General features: G+C 35.6%; 19 protein-coding genes and 1 pseudogene. 1 reads left to right on the top strand and 19 read right to left on the bottom strand.

Features of this window, described 5'->3' with window-relative positions:
* Window positions 1–62: 62 nt before the first annotated feature.
* The 11 genes from G634_RS0110350 to G634_RS0110300 all read right to left on the bottom strand — a co-directional run bounded on the left by G634_RS0110350 (window position 63) and on the right by G634_RS0110300 (window position 16,157).
* On the bottom strand, window positions 63–1,649 hold the full coding sequence (locus G634_RS0110350) for an SGNH/GDSL hydrolase family protein (RefSeq protein WP_026505238.1): 1,587 nt from the start codon (window positions 1,647–1,649) through the stop codon (window positions 63–65).
* A gap of 690 nt (window positions 1,650–2,339) precedes the next feature.
* Window positions 2,340–2,522, bottom strand: coding sequence for a hypothetical protein (locus G634_RS0110345; protein WP_026505237.1), 183 nt, complete (start codon window positions 2,520–2,522; stop codon window positions 2,340–2,342).
* A 214-nt stretch (window positions 2,523–2,736) separates the two neighbouring features.
* Entirely contained in the window at window positions 2,737–3,756 is a 1,020-nt protein-coding gene (locus G634_RS0110340; RefSeq protein ID WP_026505236.1) for an acyltransferase family protein, read from the bottom strand.
* A gap of 60 nt (window positions 3,757–3,816) precedes the next feature.
* Window positions 3,817–4,728 carry an NAD-dependent epimerase/dehydratase family protein gene (locus G634_RS0110335; protein ID WP_026505235.1) on the bottom strand — a complete coding sequence of 304 codons (912 nt, stop codon included), beginning with the start codon at window positions 4,726–4,728 and terminating at the stop codon, window positions 3,817–3,819.
* A gap of 36 nt (window positions 4,729–4,764) precedes the next feature.
* Window positions 4,765–7,572 (bottom strand): glycosyltransferase, encoded by a 2,808-nt coding sequence (locus G634_RS0110330; protein ID WP_026505234.1) that lies wholly within the window; start codon window positions 7,570–7,572, stop codon window positions 4,765–4,767.
* Between the two features lie 29 nt (window positions 7,573–7,601).
* Window positions 7,602–8,558 (bottom strand): GDP-mannose 4,6-dehydratase, encoded by a 957-nt coding sequence (locus G634_RS0110325; protein WP_026505233.1) that lies wholly within the window; start codon window positions 8,556–8,558, stop codon window positions 7,602–7,604.
* A gap of 51 nt (window positions 8,559–8,609) precedes the next feature.
* Window positions 8,610–9,962, bottom strand: coding sequence for a sugar phosphate nucleotidyltransferase (locus tag G634_RS0110320; RefSeq protein ID WP_026505232.1), 1,353 nt, complete (start codon window positions 9,960–9,962; stop codon window positions 8,610–8,612).
* Window positions 9,963–10,001: 39 nt separating this feature from the next.
* Window positions 10,002–11,039, bottom strand: a complete 1,038-nt coding sequence (gene gmd, locus G634_RS0110315) for a GDP-mannose 4,6-dehydratase (RefSeq protein ID WP_026505231.1) — start codon at window positions 11,037–11,039, stop codon at window positions 10,002–10,004.
* A gap of 24 nt (window positions 11,040–11,063) precedes the next feature.
* Window positions 11,064–12,533: a glycosyltransferase family 4 protein gene (locus tag G634_RS0110310; RefSeq protein ID WP_026505230.1), complete on the bottom strand. Its 1,470-nt coding sequence runs from the start codon at window positions 12,531–12,533 to the stop codon at window positions 11,064–11,066.
* A 5-nt stretch (window positions 12,534–12,538) separates the two neighbouring features.
* Complete coding sequence (locus G634_RS0110305) at window positions 12,539–13,429, bottom strand: glycosyltransferase (protein ID WP_155830560.1); 891 nt, start codon at window positions 13,427–13,429, stop codon at window positions 12,539–12,541.
* Between the two features lie 7 nt (window positions 13,430–13,436).
* The gene (locus tag G634_RS0110300) at window positions 13,437–16,157 is read right to left on the bottom strand and encodes a hypothetical protein (protein WP_026505228.1); all 2,721 of its coding nucleotides are present in this window, start codon (window positions 16,155–16,157) and stop codon (window positions 13,437–13,439) included.
* Between the two features lie 757 nt (window positions 16,158–16,914).
* Here G634_RS0110300 and G634_RS18780 point away from each other — a divergent pair.
* A pseudogene (locus G634_RS18780) lies at window positions 16,915–17,556 on the top strand (DUF4143 domain-containing protein); the annotation flags it as partial.
* Window positions 17,557–17,729: 173 nt separating this feature from the next.
* On the opposite strand, the gene G634_RS18775 reads toward G634_RS18780, so the two are convergent.
* The 8 genes from G634_RS18775 to G634_RS0110255 all read right to left on the bottom strand — a co-directional run bounded on the left by G634_RS18775 (window position 17,730) and on the right by G634_RS0110255 (window position 23,745).
* Window positions 17,730–17,990: a transposase gene (locus G634_RS18775; protein ID WP_256379370.1), complete on the bottom strand. Its 261-nt coding sequence runs from the start codon at window positions 17,988–17,990 to the stop codon at window positions 17,730–17,732.
* Between the two features lie 12 nt (window positions 17,991–18,002).
* A complete protein-coding gene (locus tag G634_RS0110285) occupies window positions 18,003–20,279 on the bottom strand; it encodes a S8 family peptidase (protein ID WP_026505227.1) in 2,277 nt (758 codons plus the stop codon).
* Window positions 20,272–21,321 (bottom strand): ATP-binding protein, encoded by a 1,050-nt coding sequence (locus G634_RS0110280; protein ID WP_026505226.1) that lies wholly within the window; start codon window positions 21,319–21,321, stop codon window positions 20,272–20,274. The genes G634_RS0110285 and G634_RS0110280 overlap by 8 nt, the downstream gene beginning before the upstream one ends.
* 359 nt (window positions 21,322–21,680) lie before the next feature.
* Window positions 21,681–22,010 carry a type II toxin-antitoxin system RelE/ParE family toxin gene (locus tag G634_RS0110270; RefSeq protein ID WP_026505225.1) on the bottom strand — a complete coding sequence of 110 codons (330 nt, stop codon included), beginning with the start codon at window positions 22,008–22,010 and terminating at the stop codon, window positions 21,681–21,683.
* A complete protein-coding gene (locus G634_RS0110265) occupies window positions 22,007–22,315 on the bottom strand; it encodes a type II toxin-antitoxin system RelB/DinJ family antitoxin (protein WP_026505224.1) in 309 nt (102 codons plus the stop codon). The genes G634_RS0110270 and G634_RS0110265 overlap by 4 nt, the downstream gene beginning before the upstream one ends.
* 270 nt (window positions 22,316–22,585) lie before the next feature.
* Entirely contained in the window at window positions 22,586–22,744 is a 159-nt protein-coding gene (locus tag G634_RS21990) for an integrase DNA-binding domain-containing protein (RefSeq protein WP_242826803.1), read from the bottom strand.
* On the bottom strand, window positions 22,695–23,000 hold the full coding sequence (locus G634_RS0110260; protein WP_026505223.1) for a hypothetical protein: 306 nt from the start codon (window positions 22,998–23,000) through the stop codon (window positions 22,695–22,697). Before G634_RS0110260 ends, G634_RS21990 begins: the two co-directional genes overlap by 50 nt.
* Window positions 23,001–23,229: 229 nt before the next feature.
* Entirely contained in the window at window positions 23,230–23,745 is a 516-nt protein-coding gene (locus G634_RS0110255; protein ID WP_026505222.1) for a GNAT family N-acetyltransferase, read from the bottom strand.
* Window positions 23,746–24,073: the final 328 nt, after the last annotated feature.

The raw sequence follows: 24,073 nt of genomic DNA, 5'->3' as shown, positions 1-24,073 counted from the left end.
TTTTATCAATTGTTATATCTATAAAAGATACCTTCATTGAGTACTAAACACTTAGTTAAAGATTATTTCCTACCAAGAAGGTATTGCTGATATTCAAATATTTCCCATGCTGACTCATGAACAACATCATGTTCATTTACATACGTATCACAGTATGCTTTATCTATTACCATACCTGAATCCTTTTCATAAATAACAAAATTAATGCCTCTTTGATTTAGTGATAAATCGTTTTGATTAATCACTATTGAGCTTCTGTTACCGTCCAGATATCCGGAACTTTCTATATAATAACTATCATCTTCTATAGTCATGTATTTTGTCTGGCTACTATCTGATATTTGCTCGTATAATACTTTATTACCATCAGAGATTGCTATAAAAGAACTACTGTCTCCCATATTTTTAAAATCTGATTTCAAACCAAATTCTGCTAAGGTCTCCATATCCTTATCGGATAAACCATTTCTCATTCCATTTGCAACGGACATAATTACGACAATATTCAAATTTGACTTTTTTATATACTCCAAATAATCTTTTAATTCATATGCTGTGGCAATATGACTTGCCGCCATGTATTTGTCGTATAACTCCTTATGCTTGTCGTAGTCAGGATTTGGATAGTTTAGCATTTCATAATTTTTCGACAAGTAATCTCCGATATATTCTGTTACCTTTTGAGCTCCATTTAAATTCATATGAATCCCATGGTCACAGGTATCGTGGGCCCAGTCTATTCCAATATCAACGTCGTAATTAAGATCAATAAACGTTATATTATATTGTTTTGCAAAATTTCTTGCTGCCTCATGTCTTAGTTTGCTCCATGATGAAGGGTGTTCGAGAGCCGTAATTTGCATAGGTGTCTTCAACAGTAATAACTTACAATCGTTTTTTATACAAATATCATTCAAATCCTCAATAATTTCTGCGTTATTTTTTATAATGAGGGATGAATATGACTTACTTTCCCCAAGCGTAGCTAACATATCATCAATATACTCCACTGTAGCTCGATCATTATTAGACGAGGCAATATTTGCATAGCTATAATAACCATACATAAAATAATCATCGTCTTTTGAAGAATAAAAATCTGCAGCCTCTAGTTCATTCCAACGTTCGTGATATCTATACAATGGACTTACCCACGCGAGTATCTCTCGAATTCTATCACTGCTTAAATCTCTATTTCTGGTGGCTTCCAAATAATTGTTTATATATTTTAACTTCTCCCTGTTTAATGGTAGATTATCCATTATTCTTCTAAAGCTGCTTTCACTCTTAACTTCATCAAAAAGAATATTGGGATCTATTACAATTACTTTAGGCATATATCCCTTGCTAAAAATATCAGCAACTAAAAACTTGGTACATTCTATTGACATTCCACCGCTAGACAAATTATAAGAAACAATACCGTTATGCTCGTATAGATACATAGGTGAAATAGCATACTGTAAATTACTTGCACCCACAAAAAAAACATCGATATTTCCATAAAAGTTTTCATACTTTCTTAAGCTCATACCTATATTGTCTACGGAATCAATATAATTCCACTTTTTGGACAAAACATTTGTAAATATTCCAAATAACATTGTCCCAAGCAAAAGAAATACAGTTATTCTTAATTTTTTTGTCATGCTGTGTGATTCCTTCCTTTATATTGTAACTAACGTCTTTGGTACAGCAACTATGAAGATCATTGTTCCTTTTTTAGCAATTAATGGCAAAATTAAAGTCAACAAAACAGTTTCCGCTATTGTTATTTTTTACACACAAATATAGCTAACTAGGACTCAATATCGGAATCCTTAAACCAGAACTCTGTATTATAATTTTCTAGAAGAAAAATAGATAGAGTAAAACAAAATGAATACATACATAAAAGCTCGATATTACTCTTTGACCCTAGACAAATTTATATTTGGGGATAAATGCTATCTCTCATTATCCCGAACCTTATATATTTCTTTTTACTAAACCAATGCTTTAATTATCTCTGGAATGAGGGTTACACAATTTGCTTAGTACACATGTGATCAAGAAACAATAACCCATGAGCGCTACATTAAGTGGTCTACTTCCTTTATGTGTCGGAATCAGCATTGATACAGTATATAAAACTGGATAATGTAGCATAAATGCTTTAAATGAAATATCTCCCAGAAAGTAAAGCCTACTTCCCGTTAATAAATCAGTAACCAATCCTTTGTTTATTATCCAAAAGCAATGTAGTAGGTAACACGAAGGAATTATCCATACAGAAGATCTTGTAAGGTAATCAGGGATCCCAGAAATAACCGATAGAACAAAGGTAATCACAAATAAAGTTACGGCCTCAGTTTCCCTTGCAGTGCCAAATCATCTTTTTTAGGAAATGATAGTTCTATCCTAGTAGCGTTATCATAACTTATTCTATCCGCTAATCTGATAACTTCGTCTACCACATTTCTGTCCAAACACCTATAACCAGCTGCTCTTAGTCCAGTCTCTAGAACAAAGTCAGCTCTCATCTTATCAGCAATTTCCAAAAGTATATTACTAAAAACATTATTCTCTACAGAGCAAACTACTCCTCCGGCAAGATGTATAGATAAATAGATTACAACATAAATTTCCTATCATTAAAAATGAAAACACTTAGGTATCGCAAAAATCAAAAAAGCTATTCCTGCGATGATAAAATATAAGCGAATGTTCCTTGATATAAGCGTATTAACCCAGTTTCTATACACTCCCAAACACACGGTACATATCGCATTTAAAAAAAAAAGCCAAAGCCACTAATCCAGCTCCAGAATATTTACCAACAAACCAGGTCGCATATATATATGAAGAAAAGAACGTACCCCCATATATTTCCAAGCTATATTTTGACAAAACGCTTATCACATAATTGTTATTAATTGCTTCAGCAAGCTTTCCTTCACACTTAGCAGCCATATAAACAATTCCGCTAACCATAATAATGTTTAATGGAGAAAGGAATGTGTGATTAAGCCCTTTTTGCTCAATTATTATTTGCATAAAATAAATAGCAACAAAAGCTACTATGTACAAAACTATTACTGTTAGCATTTTCCATGCTTCATTTAAGTGTCTTGTAAATGACTCTTTTTTAGATAAATATAGCCAAGCCAACACCATTCCTATATAAAATTCATAAAATCTCATAAAGAAATTTGCATATATCATCACTTGTAAATATGGTCCGCACGACACAAATAACATGCACATGAATGCTGATAATAATATAAGTTTATTATCCATTGAATTGATCATATTAATAAAATATGGAGCAATAAAATAGCACATGAAAATCAAGCTAAAAAACCACGCTCCCCAATTAATTATATGTCCATAGAACTCGAAACCATATGTTAGTGTAAGCTGAAATGGGAATGCCACAATATCATACTTTAAACTTGAATTATTTCTAAAAATGTAGTAAAGAACTGTATAGATTAGAAAGTATTCTGGGAACACGGCCATAAATCTCTTTTTTATATATATAAATATATATTTGGAATCAGAAAAGAATGGCTTATCATAATAAGTATAGTAAATAACAAATCCACTCAGAACAAAAAAGGTGGTCATATAAAAAGTACTTTGACTTATAACATAATCGAGTCTTCCATATCTGCAGTCAAAGTTATGATATGTATGATACAAAAAAGTTCCTATTGCAGCTATTACTCTTACAACATTCAGACCAATTATTCTCTTTTTAGGATTATCAACCACAAGCCCTCACCTCTAAACGAACTAGTCCAAAAGAATCATTCGTATTAAAATATAGCTCATTTAAACCTTTACGCATGCTAGCATTCTTTGTAATACACTTTCGAAAGACTCACATTCAAATTTTCCATTTATAAATGTTGCTAGTTTCGAGCTGTCTCCAACCAATCGCCATATTTCATTAGCTCTAATATTATCAGCAGTGGATTTTATCTCAGGATGTTCACCTGTGATATCTTCTAGCACATGAATTACATCTTCACATGAATATTCACTTGAAGAGCAAATATTCATGATTCCCTTAGGAAATTCTTGTGTTATAGCCAATTCATATATTACTCTTGCGCAAAACTCAACAGAAATATAATCTCTAACCGCTTTAAGATTTCCAACCTGTATTTCTTTAGCATGATTTGCAAAATGCTCTACTAACTTAGCAACAAAAAAACGGTTCACTTGCCCTGGGCCAACAACAGTAAATGGCCTTACTATGCAAATTTCGAATTCATTCATTTTATGAGATGTTATCTTTTCAGCTATCATCTTACTGAATGAATAATGATTAACAGGATCTGGCTGTAGTTCCTCAGATAAGAACTTAGGCTTTTGATTTCCGTAAATTCCTGCTGAACTTGTCATGATAAAGCGCGTAGAAGAAGGCAATTCCGCTTCAGTCATTGCCTCCAACAGGTACTCTGTTCCTAAGACATTCACTTGATATAATTGTGAAAAATCAGAATATACAGGCGTAGCTATACCAGCCAAATGGATAACTACATCAGGTCTATATTCTTTCATCACCTCTACAAGTTTTCCTTTATCAAGAATATCTATGGCAATTCCATGTCCAAATACAATCGGCGACTGACCCGATTTGCCAATAGAAAGAAAATCAACACCATCTTTGTAACAATACTTACATACATTAGTCCCTATAAAACCATTGCCTCCAGTTATCATTATTTTTTTTTTCATAATCCGCCTCTCATTCGAAATATTTTATTTAAAAATCTATGCCTCCATCTGTTCCTCGAGTATAGCTGCAACCTGCATGGCACATTCTTTCCATGTAATAACATGCCACTTGTCCTTAATAGCCTTTTCTTTTACACTCAGAGCTTCTTTATTGGAATAGTAGAAATATATTTTTTCTGCCCATGTTTTTATGTCAAATCCTTCTACATAATCTGCTAAGTCACCTGCTATCTCTTTTAATGGCGGCGTGTCGCAGCATAAGCAAAATTTGCCTCTACTGAGGCTCTCCGGAAGAGTGAGACTCCATCCTTCATACAAACTGGCTAGAACTGTAAACATACAATTCCTATACAGGACATCCAGTTCTTTGTCTGAAGGCGTAATAATAACAATCTTATTTCGCACCCTCTCATCTCTTTGAACTCTTTCCACAAATTCATCCATATTCCATCCATGGAATCCTGCAAAGACCATTTGTGGCAATTCTTCATGTGATTTCAACAAGTGTAGATATGCCAAATAAAGGCTTTCATGATTCTTACGAGGTTCTATCGTGCCCACAACAAGCACAAACTTTCCACGTATTCTCAGCTCTTTAAGGATTGTCTTTTCTGCTTCCTCCTGATCAACTTCCCATTTTTCATTTGGGTCTTCCCCTACCTTGTCACCACCAAAATATACCGGTGCAGATTTTATATGCCGCAAATTATTGTCAACTTCATATTTGTGACCATCCTTCTCAGCATTCTTTCCTCCATATAGCATAAAATCTGCTGTGCTATACGTATTACGTAAAAGCTCTCCATATGAGTCTCTGGTAGATTTATGATGAAACTGTGGAAACAATACTGGCGTAAAGTCATATAATAATTGAATATATTTAAAATTGCTTTTCCTATTTTGCTTTTTTAATGCATCATAAACATCGTAATTGAGATTTCCAAATCCTATCCCAACAGAAAGAAAAATATCTCCATCCTTAAACGGAAGCTCTATAACTTTCGTTTTATTTCTTCTTTCTCGTTCAAAGTTTTCTTTTCTTTTAATAAGCACTTTCTTTAGTTTTTTAGGGACAACGCTGCAAAGCAACCAAAAGAAATCTTCATCACTTTGCTCTTTGATCGTTTTTTCATTATTTAAGTATCCATAATGATCCAAGTACCAACCTAGCTTCTTGAACTCTTCATCAATTATTCCATTTCCCAGTATATTTTCTACTACCGCACGGCTTATAAAAGTAGGACCATCATTTGTAAAAGCAAATAATCTCATGGATGGATATATACGACACAAATATCTAAGCAGTGTCAATTCCGTTCTTAATATTCCACTAACAGGAGCCCCCAAGGTAGAGTTATTATAAGCAAGCGTCATATCAAAACATATATTTGCGCCTTTCCTTTCCTGTGCCAAACTATTGCACTCCTCTATTGCGTGATATACCATGTTCGCAGAATCCATCCAAGTGATCTTTTTCCATCGTTTCTTTATGTCTGCTTCATATTCTCTAAGAGTTTCCTTATTATTAGCCAATTCATATATACGGTCTGCCCATTCATACGGGTCTGCAGGATCTGCATATTCAATCAGATCCATTCCAATTTCTTTTAATGGTTTAACATCTGATGCCAAACATAATTTGCCATGTCCTAACGCTTCCGGAAGCGTTAACGACCATCCTTCATACCATGTGGGGAGCACAGTAAACAAGCAGTTTTCATACAAAGAGTCCAATTCATTATCACTTGGACGTAGAATTCGTATTTTATCTTTTATCTTAGGCGTGAGTTCTATGTTAGTTATTGTATTCTTTCCATTGATTTTCCCACCAATAATCAATAATTGTGGACAGTTTTCTAAACTATATTTTTTTTCTATGATGCAAAAAGCCTTGTACAGTACGTCATAATTCTTTTTTACATCAACTGACCCAACCGCAAGGATAAAATTGTCCTCGATGTGATTACTTTTTTTATATTCAATAAAGTTTGTCGGTTTATCACCAAAGAAATCCGAACCAAATTTCACCGCCTTCCCTTGCGGAATCCTTAAATCATGTTCTTTCCAATATTTTTCAGAATCCTCTTTGGCTGTCTTTCCCCCATAACAAACGTAGTCACAATTATTAGAAATCCACTGTAAATACTTTTCAAACTCGTACTTTACCGAATAAAGTGCTGCCGTATCTGGATTTACCATAACTAAATCATATACAAGATATATTAATTTCACATCTGGTATCCTATTCTTTAGCTCGGAAAAAGCATATTCTTTGTCAATATCTCCGTTGTCATACCATCCACAAGACAAAATGGTATCATTTTCGTTAAACGGAATTACATCAACTGTTTGCCTAATATTGTCGTCACATGTTAATCGCTTTTTCTTAAAACTATTAATCTTATCAACTATTGGAACCATTATTTTAAGTAGCCCAGCAATCACCCCATACACCAAAGCTGTGAACCATCGAAACACCATTGGTGTCCTTTTTATCAACACTTTTAAAAATATTTCAACTCTCTCAGCCCTTCGAGTATATCTACCCAAATAGTTATATGCTCTTTTGAGTCCATAATGGGCGTCATTAGTCGGCTGTTCCTTTATTTGTTTTATGGGCCACCTTTCCATGTAAGAATTAGATACACTCTCATCTTTGAACATCCAATCTATTTCATCACCTTTTAATTCACGAAAGCCCTTTTTTTCAACTACAAAGTAACGAATACCATTGTCTATCCCATGTAATTTCTGTGCCAATTCCAATTCTGCCCTTACAATTCCTACAATTCCTTTTCCTCTCCATGTTTTCATAGAAAAAGTCAAATCCATCCATATGGTCATAACTATCTGTCTCCCTTAGTACTCTCTGATTAAAATCCAGCAACACAATCCCACTTTTTCTTACTTTCTTTATTCATATAGAACTCATATATTTCCTCTACTGTCTTTTTCATATCATACTGCGGTTCCCACCCGAGATTTTTCTTAATAAGATTGCAGTTACAACATATAACGCGATTCTCTATAGGGCGAATCAATTTGGGATCTGTCTTAACTACTATTTTCTGGTTAGACAACGAAATAACATTTTCTAATATTTCTCTTAATGGTGTTCCTTTTCCGCTACCTACGTTGTATACTATGTGACAATCTTTACTCTCTATTACCAGCCTATATGCATTTACAACATCTTTAACATTTGAAAAATCCCTTACTATATCTAAATTTCCAACCAGCATTTCCCCAGTTTTCCCACTTTGGGTAATAGTTGCAACTTGTTTACACCATGAGGGGATTACAAAATTATCATTCTGCCCCACTCCAGTATGATTAAAAGGTCGAACATAATGAACTTTCATTCCATATCTCTGACGAAAAAGCTCGCAAAAGTTTTCCAGCATAACTTTGGATATTCCATATGGATTTGAAGCCTTTATAGAACTCCCTTCATTAAGGGGTTCATCGGATTTACCATACTCCTCGCTAGAACCAATCATAAGAATGCTACTCTCCATTTCACATTGATGAACCGCCTCCAAGATGTTTAGAGCCCCACACACGTTTGAATCAATAGTTCTATTTGGAATTCTCCATGAAATGCCAACATTGCTCTGTCCTGCCAAATTGATTATGTGTGTTGGACTAACCTCTGCTATAACGTTCTTTACTTGCTCGAAATCATTGAGATTACAGTTATACCATCCATCATAATCGTCTCTGCTTCCATGATGGCTGCTTGCATAAACATCATAGCCATTTCGCATCATCTCTTCAGCCATGTATCTTCCAACAAATCCATCCATACCAAATATTAATGCCTTTTTCATTATTATTTTTCCTTCCGTGTAGAATTCTTATGAAAAAAAGCTTTATGATGCTTATATTGCATCATCATATCTGCTGCAGTTTTCGCTATTATTTGCAAGATCATATTTGACTTTATCTTTAACATCAATATTCTTGCCAAACTGGACTTCTATGAGCTTCATTTCAGTAATAGCCTTAATTGTATGCTTGTAGCCAGCTCTTATTACTACTACATCTCCGGCCTTCACCTGTTTTTCTTCACCATCAATTACAACGATACCTGTGCCAGAAATGATATTCCAGGATTCATCTCTCTTGGCATGAGAGTGGTAGCTCATATGACACCCTTCATTAACAGTAACTCGGAGCGCCATGCTTGCCTGCTCTTTATCTAAGACACAATATGTCCCCCAGCTTTTTTCTGAGAACATGATAGTGCTGTCAAAACTTCCAATATAATCTTTCAGATAACTGGATTCCTTTTTGTCAGAAACCAGTATTCCTTCTGGAGCAGCAGACACAACAACATTTTTAAGTCCCATGCACAAAATCGGAACATCAAGACTGTTGACTAGATGAACATTACGACAACTATCTGCAATCAAGCCTTTTCCAAGGATATTGTCATCCATTTCCTCTGTAAGAGTGTTCCAAGTACCCAAATCCTTCCATGTGCCGTCATACTTCATTACATCTATGCTCTTTTCTATTTCTAAAACAGCATTATCAAAACTTATACTCTTCAAAGCACTATAGTTTTCAAGCAAATCATCATAGCCCTGATAATCGATTATTTCGTGAGATTTCTTTATGAGATATCCAAGTTTAAAAGCAAAAATACCGCAATTCCAAATTGCTCCTTGCTTGATAAACTTCTGGGCAAGAGCCTTATCTGGTTTCTCTATAAAACCTGTAATCTTACTAAATGTAGACGTATCTTTCGGAATGATATATCCATATTTCTCACTAGGATACGTGGGCATTACCCCCATAAGTGATATATCTGAATCTGATTTTTTAACATGCTCGTAAAGATCTTTTATTGCTTTGAAGTAACTATCTTCCACATACGAGTCGATAGGACATACAATAACACTTTCATCTTCCCCTACATGCTTTTTTTCGTGTAGATAATTAACTGCCAGCACGATTGCTGGGAAAGTGTTCTTTCTAGCAGATTCTACAGAAAGTGCATAGTCGCCGCTTATCTGATTATGAATTGTAGAAACCTGGCTCTTAGACGTAGCAATAGTGATATTGCAGTTATTATCAATATTCTTAAGTCCTGAATACATTCTCTGAAGCATCGATTCATGACTGCCTTCACTATTCTTGAAGAATTTGATAAACTGCTTACTTCTAATATCATTTGAAAGTGGCCATAATCGTTTGCCAGAGCCACCAGATAACAAGATAATGTTCATATACTTTAACCCCCATACTCTATCTGTTGGATTTGACATTTACATTACTTCACCAGCCGCTACCTTCTTCATATCATGTTCAACCATTATCCGCACAAGTTCTTCAAATGACGTTGTTAACGGATTCCAATGTAGTTTTTCCTTTGCTTTCGTTGGATTCCCCCATAAATTAACTACATCAGTTGGTCTGTAAAAATCCCTTGACACCTCCACCAGCACCTTTCCAGTTGATTTGTCATATCCTTTCTCATCGATGCCTTCACCTCTAAACTCAAGTTCTATCCCAGCATTTCGGAAAGCAAGCTGCGCAAACTCGCGCACTGAATGCTGGACTCCTGTTGCTATAACAAAATCCTCTGGTTTATCATTCTGAAGAATCAACCACATACACTCCACATAATCTTTGGCATATCCCCAGTCTCTTAAGCTGGAAAGATTTCCAAGGTAAAGCTTGTCCTGCTTGCCTTGAGCGATCTTAGCAACTGCAAGTGTGATCTTTCTTGTTACAAATGTTTCACCTCGTCGTTCAGATTCATGATTAAACAAAATTCCTGAACAGCAGAACATGTTGTAGGCTTCTCTATATTCCTTAACAATCCAGTATCCATAAAGTTTGGCTACTGCATAGGGACTATAAGGATGAAATGGAGTGTTTTCATCTTGCGGAACTTCCTCCACTTTTCCGTATAGTTCTGAAGTTGAAGCCTGATATATACGACAGGTTTCAGTCAGTCCGCACTGCCGAACAGCCTCAAGAACTCTAAGTACTCCTGTTGCATCAACGTCAGCAGTATACTCAGGTGAATCGAACGATACCTGAACATGCGACTGAGCTGCTAGGTTGTAAATCTCATCTGGACATACACTTCTAACAATGCCCAGTATGCTCATAGAATCACCCAAGTCTCCATAGTGAAGATGAAGCCTCTCATGACATTCAATATGCGCAATTCTTTCTCTGTATTCAATTGAAGATCTGCGAATGATTCCATGTACGTCGTATCCCTTGTCCAAAAGGAACTCTGCAAGGTATGAACCATCCTGCCCTGTAATACCTGTAATAAGTGCTTTTCTCATATCGTTTTCCTTTAATCATGTTTTTTAATAATTACGAACATTTACCTTCTCAAAAATTGCAATCAACCTATTTATGTACTCTTCTTCTGAAAATCTTTTCATAAGTTTTTCATAGCTTTTCTTCTTCTCATTTGCAACCTCTGGATGGTCTAAAACATACTTCATCGTCCTACAAATATCTTCCGGATCATATGGATTAAAATAGAAAGCGCCCTCTCCGCCAATTTCAGGCAATGCAGTAAGATTAGAACAAAGTATCGTAGTGTTCATTGACATAGCCTCAACCAACGGAAGTCCTAATCCTTCGAAAAGGCTCGGGAAAATCAGAAATTTGCAATACTTAAGCAATGCCCCTACCTCTTTATCTGTAACATAGCCCAGATGGACAACATAATCTTCGATTCCCATCTCATTTATAATGCTTTTTACATAGTCCATTTGAGGTACATCTATTACAGCCCCAGATAACACAAGCTTTAAATCTGACTCTCGATATTGTTCTCTATACATCCTATATGCAACCAACAAAGTCTTGTGATTTTTATGTGGCCAATTATTCGCCGGGTAATAGATGTACTTCCCAGATTCTAAGCCGATTTTATTAAGTGATTCCATAAAATCTATATCAGAATACTTATTAAACCTATCCTGTGAAATAAGATAAAGAGTCTCTATCATATTGGGTGGATAATTATATGATTCTATGAATGTATTTCTAGTGTAGTCAGATATCGCAAGTATATAAGGCTTTCTCTTAATAAGTTCTGCATAGTAACAATCTCTAATTGCATTCTCCTGTGGGGAAAAATTAAAAGGCATATATCTATGCTGAATGTCATTAACAACTGACACGCATGGTATATCAACGACGTTTTCTGGAATGGCTGTAAACGGACAATACAATATATCTATATAATCCTCCAGGTACCTATCAAAACCAGTTAACGTTGGTTCCGTTATTATTCTTGGTAACACGTCTGTGTATTGCTTATGCTCAGGCTTTTTAAAATGTTGCCTAATATAATTTCTGGGATGTCTAAAAACTTGGAATACACTCTGAAACCATCCCCAATGCCTAAGGACGAATACGACCATAAAATGCGGTAAAAGCATTTTTACTGTTTTTCTTAGTAGCCAAAATCCTTTTGTTATAAGTCTAATAATTCTTTTAATAGCCAATGCTACGAAACTCTGGACATTGAAGCGTCTCGTATACGGCTTATTCTCATTATCAATGCTGGTAATCTTAACCAGAAAACACTCATTATCATCGGTAACCACTAATCTCTTTACATTTTCGCTTTCCAAAAAAGCAAGCGAATCACTATTGTGTATTGTGCAGAACAAAGTGATATCTAAATTCCGTTGTTTAAGCCCCTCTATAGTAGACAACAAAGCTGGAACAACACCTCCGTTAAAACCTCCCGGAATGAATGTCATCATATAAATACCAATATGAAGTTTTTGACCATTTTTATAGATTTTCTCTGCCATTCTTCTTAATTACAAATCATCAATCTGCAAGTTTTAGTGAATGTTACAATTCCTCTATTTATCACGACATACCTATTTTTCGCCATGTCACAAGTAATATACGTAAATTCTTTATTACCTTCATCCCATTTCCGAATACTCTTTTCTATCCACCTTAACTCATATCTTCTCGGCTTTTTATCAACTATCTCTCTCATTTCTTTTCGATATCTTTCAGAATCACATGACATATTACAGTCATGAGCTCTGAACACCGCAAAATCTTCATCGCAAGAGTATAATCGATTTCTTTTTGCAAATGTATTCCATAAGTAAAAGTCTCCTGCCAATTTGTAGCCAGAAAATTTATCTTCGTCTATTTCATTTAACAGTTCTCTTCTCCAAAATGTACTCTCCTGCCCAATAAAATTATCTGAATATAAACCAAAAATCCCAGATCTTATCATCCTTCTAGGGAAATATCTTAGTTTACTCTTCCACATATATTTGCCTTCTTTTTCAGAATTAGCCCGCCCAGTAATCCACTTCACTTTTGAAATATCGTGAAATATTCTATAAACCTTACTTAATGCGCCTTCAAGATAATAATCATCTGCATTAAGCCAACCAATAACATCCCCTGTGCTTAATCTAAATCCCTTTACTAGTGCCTCGTACATCCCATTGTCTTTCTCTGACAAAAAATAAAACTTAGAAAGGTTACATTTGAAATCCAATGTTTTATTTAGATAATGCTTATATATATCATCTAGGAATTCAAAGGTTCCATCTGTTGAAGCGCCATCAACTACAATGAGCTCTAGTTCAAAGTCACCTTGTTGGCGCAATATACTATTTATAGCATCTGCAACAAACATCCTTGCATTCTTCACTGGGCAAATTATGGATATCTTCATTATCAAATCATTTCTTTCCTAATGCTAATTGTACGACTCGTCTAACCAGCGCACGTTTTTTTGAATTCTTGGGCAAGAACTTTTCTGCCTTCAGGTAGTATTTCTTAAAAATCAAATAATCATCTATATTCCTGTTATCCATTTTTTGAACGTTATTTTTTATAAGCAAATCCTTCCAATACTCCGACAAATTAAATCTTTTGTTTACACCAAAGTCATCTTCAAATTCTGTGCAGGTAAATATGCTAATATCTAGGTCTTTACCGTGATTGCAAAGGTAATCGAAAGGTCTTGATACATCTCCCGGCCTATATTTCAGATACTTGGTATAGTTACCTAGTGTAGTCATTACCCCCGCAGCATACTCTACAGCTGCATCCTGTATGGTTTTAGTGATGAGCTCTGAATATTTGTTTTCTACATACTCTCCAAATATGAGCTCTGTTTCATCATCACAAAAATCTATACGCTTAATCGAAGGAGCTAGTTTGGAAATAAACTGCTCTCTCACCAGATAAGACGCAATCGGATGGGCATCATAGAAACATCTGTTTGTAAATGTATATCTGTTTTCTCTTTCGTAGAGTTTGTCCTCTCCTACATGGAAATAGAATGAATCGAGCTTAATTCCACACAGTTCTTCTATTGAAGCTTCTACTCTGCCGTTATAGCCTGCATCTACCATGCATTCATTTGGTCCAAATACACTTAAGAAATATTTCTTTAGTTTATTTCTGTATTGGTTTAGGTTGTTCCATTCAATATATGGATATATGACATTTATTGACTTGGCAAAGTTTTCTTCATCCTTGACTTCATCTTCATATTTAAGTCCACTCTTGCTGAGATCTTCGATTATTTTTTTTTCGCTTACATCACTTATACCCGGCTTTAGGATTTTCACAAATTTCTTAGGAGTAGCAGCATAGGCTGTAACCTTTTCCCTCATTGCCCAAAGGTCTTCTTTTTTTTCGATATCACAGAGAGCTACGATATTTCTAGACATATATGTATAACTACTGGGAACTGCTTTTTTTCCCTGATTCATTAAATCGTAGACTTTCTTGATAACATAGCCATCTCTTGATAGGAAATGTATTTTCTTATATTTTTCTGATTCTCTTGTAATCCAATCTGCCAGAGCCCACAAATGCATTCCTAAAGCAAAGTAGCCTATGAAGTACGGGTCTGCATCATAATCAGAATCCTTATTGAATCCCGTGAATGGATTGTCATAAAACCTGTTTATTATCTGAGATAGCAAACATCTTAGTCCTAAGTTTGCAAGAGTAGCACTCATATAATCATTCTCTGCTCCATTCATGCCAAAGATATATGATGCTACTTCACCCTTATATAGGTTCTTATCTCTTCCCCAGAACATATCTAATGCCTTAGGAAGATAGAATGCCGCAACTCCGTTTTTAATAGCTTTATCTACATCGGCCACATAGTTATCTCCTATGTGAAGGATTGAATCTGTAGGTGCTCCTGTCCATTTAGATAATGCGCAGAATGCATTCCCTGTATATTTACCAGTTCTTGTCTCTGATGAAACATAGACCTCAGTGATATCTTCGTAGCCGTTTTCTTCCAGAATCTTGGATATTACGTTCTTTGGAAGATACATATCGGAAGTACAGATTACTTTTTTGCCTGAATAGATGGCAAGATCATATAGGTCTTTACCGCATTTTCTCTGAATGCAAAATTCATGCTCAAGTTCTATTTCTTTGTCCTTGAGAAGCTGAAGTTTGGAAGAATCAAGCTGGTACAAATCAGCCATAGTGTCGTAGATTTCATCCAATGTAATATCTTCATAATCCTTGTATTGTTTGAATACTCTTTTTCTACATACATCCTCTGAGGCCATTCTCATAAGAAAGAATCTGGTATAGGCAGTAGTTTCAAACAACCTGTTATAGTCGTCGTCCATGAACTGAAACAAATCTGTCGGTTCATAAACATTTCTTAAAATCAATGTATCGAATACATCAAAACTAATTATTTTATACTTGTTTCCTGAAACGGATTTTTTCATATCCTCATAATCAGAAAATCCCTTACTAATTGGCGTAGTAATGCTATTAAAATATGATTTCTTATCAACCGCACTCATCTCATGTTTGAAATAATATGCGCCATGAATATTCGTGAACTTGTAGGAATGGTCGACAATATAGCTATAAGCATCATCTAACCTTAATAGTTGTTTTCCTTTACATGCCTCTTTAAACAATTCTGCACGAATACACTTTCCGTACAACATACCTATATCAGCTGAATCTGAAGCGTATTTCGAATACATTTCTTTCAGCTTCTTATTATCGTATTCAACAAGGATGCTCCTAAGAGGAGAAAGATTACTATATACATATTCATCTGCAACAACATTCCCATAAGCAATGTCACAGGAAACGATATCTCCGCCTTTTTCTTCTGCAGCTTTTACAATCATTCTGGTATAATCGACAGAAACGAAATCCTGCTCCGCTATGAATATTACGTAGCTGCTATCTATCAATTTGATAATAATATCCCAGTTAGCATTTTTATCATTCTTTACAATGGTACAAAGGTTATCTGTTTCCACGCTGTGGGACATATCAACATGTGCATTGCAAACAAAGACCGCCTTGAAGTCGTGGCAGGTCTGTTCAGATATACATCTGCGCTTTAAAGCATAATCAGCATTGTCTTTTACTTCGCAAATAACTGTTACTTTCATTATTGATATGCCTCCAGTAGAGCCTATATTTGGTGCAATCTAACTTACATACCCAAAAGTCATTCTCATGGTTACTTAAAGAAAAACTTCCGTCAGAATAGACGTAAGGACAGAATATAATACAGATATTGCTTTTCTATTAATGCCCCTTATAAAAGCGTTCACTCAACAAATGCTCTTCTACTTCTGCAAATCAATAGCTTTCTATGTGGTACGAGAAAAAATTTTCTGTGAGATATTTTCAATATCATATTACCAATATTCGCTATTGCGACTATCACTATTATACCGCGTATAAATTAACAATGCAACGTCTATATCGATACGATTCGGAAAATAGACTCACAATACTCTTTTCGACCACTCCCGAAGCCGCACAAATACGGCATTCTGTACGAAATATAATTTCTATCCTATAATATCTTTATCACCAAAATTTTTGGAGGCTCACTTGGAAAACTAAAAAGACATGACATTAGAAACTGCCGAGAAGTTTATCGTATAAAGACTTAAAGAAATACGAGAAAGAAGCCGGGTGTCTGCAAGGCAGATGAGTATTGCCTTAGAGCAGAATCCCGGCTATATAAACAATATTGAACAGGGTAAATCCCTTCCCACTTAAACTCCGGCTTATCTTCTGCCTTTGCTGTATAAGCCCAGCAAAATTTGCATATCCATATTGATGCTACACTAAAAGTGGACACGGAACGGTAAAAAAAACTCTTAATGTATTAAAATATAAGAGGATGATTTTCGCAAGATTGATCCAACCGGCAAAATATCTGCTCTTTTTGATGCAATTCCGGCGCAGCTTATGGGAAACGCTTCTAGGTATCAGGTTTCGAGTGTTCTTGGTGCAAGTAGAGCTGGTGATATATTAGAACAGATATCAGAACTTAAAGATTCAGGAACGGTTTTAGTAGCATATCACGCCAATGATCCAGGTCCGGGTATGGCTCAAAATAAGGACTTAACAAGGTTTAAATTGTTTACTGCTGATATTGGTTTGTTTATTACACTCGCCTTTAAAGATAAGGATTTTACAGAAAATGATATATATTCCAAGCTTTTAAGTGGCAAGTTACAGGCTAATTTAGGATATATTTATGAGAACGTTGTTGCTCAGACTTTAGCAACTAATGGACATGAATTATACTATCATACTTTTTTGAATGAAAAATCACGACATAATTATGAAGTTGATTTTCTAATAGCTGAGAAAAATAAGATATCTGCAATAGAAGTTAAAAGCTCAGGTTATAAAAGTCATCCTTCTATAGATGCTTTTTCAGCAAAATTTTCATCACGAATAATGCGTGAGATATTGCTGTATACGAAAGACTATCAAAGAGATCAGTCTCTTGATTGTTTACCAATTATGTGGTCGCTGTTCATTTAATGCAAAAAGATAGCAAAAGTATATACTAAAAAGTGAATGCTACGCTAACAAAAACCTGGCAGGATTTCCTGACAGGTTCAGACCGTAAACAAAGTGGTTTTGAGAGTAATACTCTCAAGATCACTTTTCTTTATTTGAAATTTTTACAAAAATAAAGGATAGAAACGACTCGGTCATGCCATTTCTATCCGCCATTCATGTTTAATTCTTGCAAGTTTTTTCAGATTCATGCACGCGAAAGTAAGCGCGACCTTCATTTCCATCCGCGCTTTTCCATACAGTTGCGTATATCTGAATCCATGGTTTTCTTTGGCTGTCCCAAAGATTCTTTCTATTGTTTCCTTTCGGTGAGAATAGAGCTCTTTCATCCCCAAAGTATGTCTGTCATGATGTAAAGAGTCTAGTGTGATTACGAAAATAGCGATTATCAGCAGTTTTTATGTTTTTTATTCAAATATAATTTCTTCCTCTGCTTTTGCATATACATCAATCTGATTCTGTACATCAAGCCTACTCACTAGCCATCCCCTGGCCATACATAATTTAATAAAATCGTCTATACGATTTACACCATTCATTTCTTTTAGTGTCACTACCACTCCAAATTGCAATGGCTCCTTAGTCCTCGTAGTTATTCTTTCCTTTGTTTTTATACTTAAGCCCCACAATCCAGAATCATATGCTTTTCTCGGAACAGCCCTATCTTTAATCTCTTCGCTAATATGCTTTACATTATCCCATTTACGATACATTTTCCTTGCATCTTCTTCGTAAAGAGTGAAACCTTCTTCCGATTGTTTATTATTATCAATTGGCTTTATCGTTGCATTATTATTTTTATTTATAACCACTCTTCCAAAATGAATATCCATTTCTGTACTAGTATAATCAACTCCCTGATTTCTATTGCATTGAGGAAAATACACTAGCGTAGCTTTAGCATAAAAAGGATGAGCATTATTCACAATAGGCACTGGTAAATTATAAGTGTATGTTTCATATTCCTCCGCAGTACCCATCATAAGAAATCTAATCTCTTCATCAGCAGAATGAACTATCTCGCTAATATGCTTAGGCAAAACTCCATATCCAATTCTATGTGAAATATCGTCTTTTCTTTCCCATTTAGCAGCTGAGTCTATCAGCAAAGCCTTTGCAAGTTCTCTGCTCATTCCCATGATATGTATCAAATATGCAAGCTTTCTTGATACCCATGGTGCAGCAAAAGATGTGCCACTAACATAAGCTGCTCCCATATTGTCTCGGCAAACCACAATCTTATCTTCAGCTCTGTTCCCATCTCCACCATAATAGCTCAGATCGGGTTTATTAAAAAATGATAATACAGGACCACTTCTAGTGTAAGATGCTGCTTTTCCTTTAAAATCTACAGCATTGACAACTAATGAATTAAGTGAGTCCGCTGGCGAACCTATCTTCATGTCACTTCCTTCCTTACCAATTGGAAGATTTGTTCCTGCCACAACAAAGACGACATCATATTCACTTTGAATTCTATCAAGTTCTGCTGCCTCTGGAGAAATAAAGTTTGGTTTGATTTCTAGCTTTGATCCCAGAGAAAGATTCCATACCTTTATATCTCTATTTTTCGCCACGATATCCCTAATTAGTCTCAGAACTGCAAATGAACTGAACCCACTATGTGTTGCCACACCAAAGTGCCTCACTCTAAATCTTCCACATCCATCTTCTAGGTTTGGATTTCCTTGTGGACCATCTACAATTATATAACTTACAGCAGTTCCGTGTTTATAATCTTCTTCTGATAATGGTATGTTCTCATCCAGCATATTTGTATATTCAACCCATTTGTTAAAATATACTTTATCATTGAACTGAGTATCTATCACACCAATAACCGGTTCATTTGACGGCTCAGGAATCAGAGAAAGGCTATCATCATCCCAACCATTTATATCATCTACAATATCATCTTTATTTATTTCAGAAAAATCAGTTAAGCTCATCGCCACAAGGTATGATGCATTATTATAAAGCAGCTTAGCTTCATCTGGGGATAATCGTAATGTTGTACCATCGATTATTCTATCATCAACAATATTGATTCCAAATTTTGCTAATAACTGTTTTGTTTCTACTCCTGTTTGATATATCGTTATAATAGAATCCTGTGTGATTTCTTCATTTGCACGATCAACATCAAATCGTTCAACATAATATCCATCGACAATTGTTTTAAGAAAAGCAGATTTGGAAACCGTTTCACCACTATAATGTTCTTTTTTATCAGCTATTTTTTCACACTTCTCACTTGTCAACGTGCCTTCATATTCTCTGTCGACAATAATGGCTACTTCTTTTAATAGTTCAAACGATTTTCTTAAGGTTTCCAGTTTCACAAAATGAGTAAAGACATGCTTCTGGATTGTTTTACCACTCTCATTCTTTTCCCAAACGAATTTTGCACCTCTAATAGACTCCGTTGGCGATTTACTTCCCTCTGCTAAGACAACTTTAAGTCGATTGCTTTTAGCAACAATTTGTTTATAATGTACGCTTACAAGTGCTCCTCCAATATCTGTATTTTCTTGCCAATACGACATTATTGTGAATATCTGTTTAGCAAGTTCTTTCAAATGAACACTTGTTACAGATTTTCCTTTTGGGAGCTTTGGTAATCCTGGTACCGAACTATTCGGGCGCTGTTCAAAACGACCTTTTAATTGAAGTATATTATTCATCAGCGTCCTCCTCTCTTAACTCTCTAGCAACACTACTCTTAGACTTTCCCGTTAATATTTCAATTTCTCTAACTGTAAATTTCTGTTCCTGTAGTTTCTTCAAATCTTCTGGCTTTTCATTACAAACCGAATAATATAATCTTCTAAAATAATCCATACCATCCTGCGGATTACTAAATGCTACAGATGTCTTAATTAAATTCTTTAGCTCTCCGGGATACATCCTCTGAGGCAATAATTTCATGATTTTTCTAAATAATCTGATATCTCTATTTGCTAATTTCAGTTTATCAAGATATCTATCCAGCATTTTTTCAGCTATTTGTAGAAGATCTTCATCTGTATACCTATTAAAATCAATAACTGTATCAAACCGTCTTAGTAATGCTTTATCAAAATGTTCAAAAAGATTTGTTGTAGCCACAAGAACCACATTCTCATTCATTCTATCAAACCCTTTCAGCATAGCCGATGTTGCCCTTCCCATCTCTCTCAAATCATTAGAATTAGTTCTATCCAACGCAAGTGCATCTATCTCATCAAAAAGAACAATCACCTTCTCCGGTTGAACAAAGCTATTAATTTCTTTGAATAATGCTGATAAATTTTTTTGTGTCTGCCCTAACTTACTATCAATAACAGCAGAAAAATCCACCATAAATATTTCCCTATTTAGAATTCTTGCCAATTGCTTAACAGCTTCTGTTTTACCAGTTCCTGGCAACCCTTGAAACATAAATTTGTTTATTCCAATATTGTGATCTATTGCATTCACAACGCCCAACAAATCATTCGTAATTGGATCCGGTAATAGGAGCATATCTTCTTGAGCATCGATTCTCTCAAAAAATGGAGATACTGATTCTGACATCTGCGGCACAAATGTATTCACATTAGAAAGTAATGACATGATATATTCTGACAGCTGATAATCACCTACCATATCAAATTCTTTCGCTATTTCATAAGCTTCATTACGGAAGCCAGTATCATTTTTTTCTGCATAATATTTAATTAGACTAACTATATTTTTTTTCTTCATAGCCTCTGCTTCCTTTCATGTATGATATTTCAATACTAAATTAGCATCTTGGGACAGGCTTGTCAATATTGGGACAATGTAATTATTTAATGTATCATCCCTATTAAATTTATTAAGAGCATAGGGTAGTGAAACTTTGTGAGGGCAGCTTTCGTGAGGTCTTTTATGAGGGTTGTTTGTGAGGGGCAAACTTCAGAGAAAACTCCCACACCAGGCATTATAAATCAATTCTTATGTTTGTATACTTTCCTTTTCTTCCTTTATGGTGTTACAGATCAAAAAGGCTCATCTGTATATATTTATCAGGAAAGAAAAGACGTATGAAACCAAATGTCTCATACGCCTCATAGGATTTATGATTATAACTTTGTAAATTCATCAAGCTGCTTATCTACATCTCTTCCGGAATACATAACCCGAATCACTGTAACCAATTTCTTTATCTTATCGGGGATATAGAAAACAACATAATTATCAACAGGCACAACTCGTGTATTTCGACTCTTCCAGGGCTCTCTTTCATATTGCCGAAACTTCTCCGGATACTCTTCCAAGGAAAGGATTTTTTCTTCGATTCGGTCAAGCTGTCCGGCTGCATTCTCAGGCGAAAGAAGATCAAATGCTATATACTCAAAGATACCGCGAAGATCGTTCTCAGCCTGCTCCGTAAAGGTAACATCATATTTCATACATTATAATCCCTTCGGATATCCGCAAAAACCTGCGTTGCAGATTTGATACGCCCTTCCTGCATATCCGCATATCCTTTCTCAAGTTCCATGTCCAAAGTTTCTGCGTTCATTCTCGAAATATCAACAGGTCTCGCAGTTGGAATCTTTACCTCAAACGGAAGACCCCTATTTAGAATGATCTGCTTATAAAACATATTGATAGCATTAGATGCCGGGATTCCCAAAGTAGCCAGAATTCCCTCAGCCTGTTCTTTAACATCCGGCTCTATTCTTGCATAAAGATTTGCTGATTTGGCTGCCATATCATCACGCCCCTTTCTTTTACCTATATTATAGGTCAATGTGCGGACAAAAGCAATACATTTTTCAACTCATGACTAAAGTCACGAGTTAGCCGCCAATGTTATCAACAATTTTATTTTGAGCCATCTCTGAAAGGTCAAGTCTCTCTCCCAAGATAGCATCCCACTCTTCAGGTCGTACTTGCCTTTCATGTACGAGTCATATACCTGATTTACTGTAACGCGCTCTGCTCTTCTGGAATCAAGTCCGTCTTCCAGGTCACGCCTTATCTACTGCTCCTTCTTGCGAAGTGTGATAAGATTCGTTGCATACGCCACCTGGCGGTTTCTGTCCTTATCCACATATGAATAGGAATAACGTCCGTCCGATCTCTGACACTCACCGGTCCTGAGCGCATAACCGCGTGAGTCTTTTCTGCTCTGTGCCATTTTGTTCCTCCTTCTCAACAGCCATCTTTGCTGTAGGATCGCTTTTATTGCTTGTCTGGACTCTTACTCCGAGATCAGCATTGTTCTTGGCTCTTCTGTTGTATTCATTCTCATTAAGGATTGTGTTGAACAGACCGATTTCAAAACAATCCACCAGCTGCGGGAACACCGAATAGTTCTCATAAATCAGATCAAATCTTTCTTTTGCACTGCCTATTCCATAGGAATCAACAAGTTCATCTTCTGTAATGCTCATATCGCACCTCCTGTTTGAAACCCGGAGGTCAGGTTAGCCGGCTAAGCTGTACCTCTAGCTTACATATGTAATTCTACGGAACGTGACGGAATAATACGTTCTCTTAGAAATAGAACTTTGGGTTCGAGATTTTCGAACAAAAGAAAAAGCACCAGCCACAAGTGCTTTTTGCACTCATGAACTGATGCTCTAGTCACGACTCCATTTTAAATCGGAGGAATATTATGTCTCAAAATTCTTTTATAAAGGTTTTGGCAGCATACTTTCTACTACCATCAAGCTTTTCAAACTCACTGTCATGAGAATAATGCATACCAAGCTTTTCCATAACACGCTGACTTTTGTGGTTCTCTGCAGCAAATTGTCCTTCAATAGCTCTTATTGTTCTGGTCTTTGAAATATGATTAATTATTCCCTGCATCGCCTCCGGAACATAGCCATGTCCCCACTGGTCTTTTCTGATATTGTATCCAACAACCCAAACATCTCTTTTTGCATTGTATACCAGACCTCCACTTCCTATGAGTTCACCGGATTCCTTAAGCTCGATTCCAAGATCATAATTATCCGGTTCATCCAGTTTGCGGCTTTCAAGCCAAGTCTTTACATCTTCCGCACTTTTATAAAGTGGATAAATCATGTATTCATTTACATCCGGATCTCCACACCATTTAAAAGCAGCTTCATAATCCTCCGGAACAAAAGGTCTTAGTATCAATCTTTCTGTTTCAATCCTGACTCTCATCGTTATATCCTCCCAAACCAAATATAATCATATCCTTACGGCAATATCCAAAGCAATGTTGTGACGAGAATAAGTCTTTCCATAGCATCTACCTTTCTGAAAATTATTAGTTGTAAGTATAGTTGACTAACAAATCGCTGTCAATACTATTTTATTTTTTCTATTAGTCTTCTCTTTTCCTGCCACTCAAAATGTGTTTAAATATACTTAACACATCGAGAAATTGAAGTCCTCACGGGTACTTCTTACTGCTTCAACGTGTATGCTTTGGCGATTGCAAGCAATACGCTACTCACAAGTTCTTGTACACTCCACAGTCGTAAATTCC

This window comes from Butyrivibrio sp. NC3005, from assembly GCF_000424545.1.
GTDB lineage: Bacteria > Bacillota > Clostridia > Lachnospirales > Lachnospiraceae > Butyrivibrio.
Note: the sequence above shows the minus strand (reverse complement) of the source record. Positions and strands in the feature narration are given on the sequence as shown.

What these genes read in the sequence shown, in the direction of transcription:
- G634_RS21990 (WP_242826803.1), bottom strand. Translation starts at nt 22,744, where the DNA reads ATGGCACAGAGCAGAAAAGACTCACGCGGTTATGCGCTCAGGACCGGT.
- G634_RS0110265 (WP_026505224.1), bottom strand. Translation starts at nt 22,315, where the DNA reads ATGGCAGCCAAATCAGCAAATCTTTATGCAAGAATAGAGCCGGATGTT.
- gmd (WP_026505231.1), bottom strand. Translation starts at nt 11,039, where the DNA reads ATGAGAAAAGCACTTATTACAGGTATTACAGGGCAGGATGGTTCATAC.
- G634_RS0110335 (WP_026505235.1), bottom strand. Translation starts at nt 4,728, where the DNA reads ATGAAAAAAAAAATAATGATAACTGGAGGCAATGGTTTTATAGGGACT.
- G634_RS0110300 (WP_026505228.1), bottom strand. Translation starts at nt 16,157, where the DNA reads ATGAAAGTAACAGTTATTTGCGAAGTAAAAGACAATGCTGATTATGCT.
- G634_RS0110280 (WP_026505226.1), bottom strand. Translation starts at nt 21,321, where the DNA reads ATGAAGAAAAAAAATATAGTTAGTCTAATTAAATATTATGCAGAAAAA.
- G634_RS0110255 (WP_026505222.1), bottom strand. Translation starts at nt 23,745, where the DNA reads ATGAGAGTCAGGATTGAAACAGAAAGATTGATACTAAGACCTTTTGTT.
- G634_RS0110310 (WP_026505230.1), bottom strand. Translation starts at nt 12,533, where the DNA reads ATGGCAGAGAAAATCTATAAAAATGGTCAAAAACTTCATATTGGTATT.
- G634_RS0110270 (WP_026505225.1), bottom strand. Translation starts at nt 22,010, where the DNA reads ATGAAATATGATGTTACCTTTACGGAGCAGGCTGAGAACGATCTTCGC.
- G634_RS0110330 (WP_026505234.1), bottom strand. Translation starts at nt 7,572, where the DNA reads ATGACCATATGGATGGATTTGACTTTTTCTATGAAAACATGGAGAGGA.
- G634_RS0110305 (WP_155830560.1), bottom strand. Translation starts at nt 13,429, where the DNA reads ATGAAGATATCCATAATTTGCCCAGTGAAGAATGCAAGGATGTTTGTT.
- G634_RS0110320 (WP_026505232.1), bottom strand. Translation starts at nt 9,962, where the DNA reads ATGAACATTATCTTGTTATCTGGTGGCTCTGGCAAACGATTATGGCCA.
- G634_RS0110350 (WP_026505238.1), bottom strand. Translation starts at nt 1,649, where the DNA reads ATGACAAAAAAATTAAGAATAACTGTATTTCTTTTGCTTGGGACAATG.
- G634_RS0110285 (WP_026505227.1), bottom strand. Translation starts at nt 20,279, where the DNA reads ATGAATAATATACTTCAATTAAAAGGTCGTTTTGAACAGCGCCCGAAT.
- G634_RS0110260 (WP_026505223.1), bottom strand. Translation starts at nt 23,000, where the DNA reads ATGAGCATTACAGAAGATGAACTTGTTGATTCCTATGGAATAGGCAGT.
- G634_RS0110345 (WP_026505237.1), bottom strand. Translation starts at nt 2,522, where the DNA reads ATGAGAGCTGACTTTGTTCTAGAGACTGGACTAAGAGCAGCTGGTTAT.
- G634_RS0110325 (WP_026505233.1), bottom strand. Translation starts at nt 8,558, where the DNA reads ATGAAAAAGGCATTAATATTTGGTATGGATGGATTTGTTGGAAGATAC.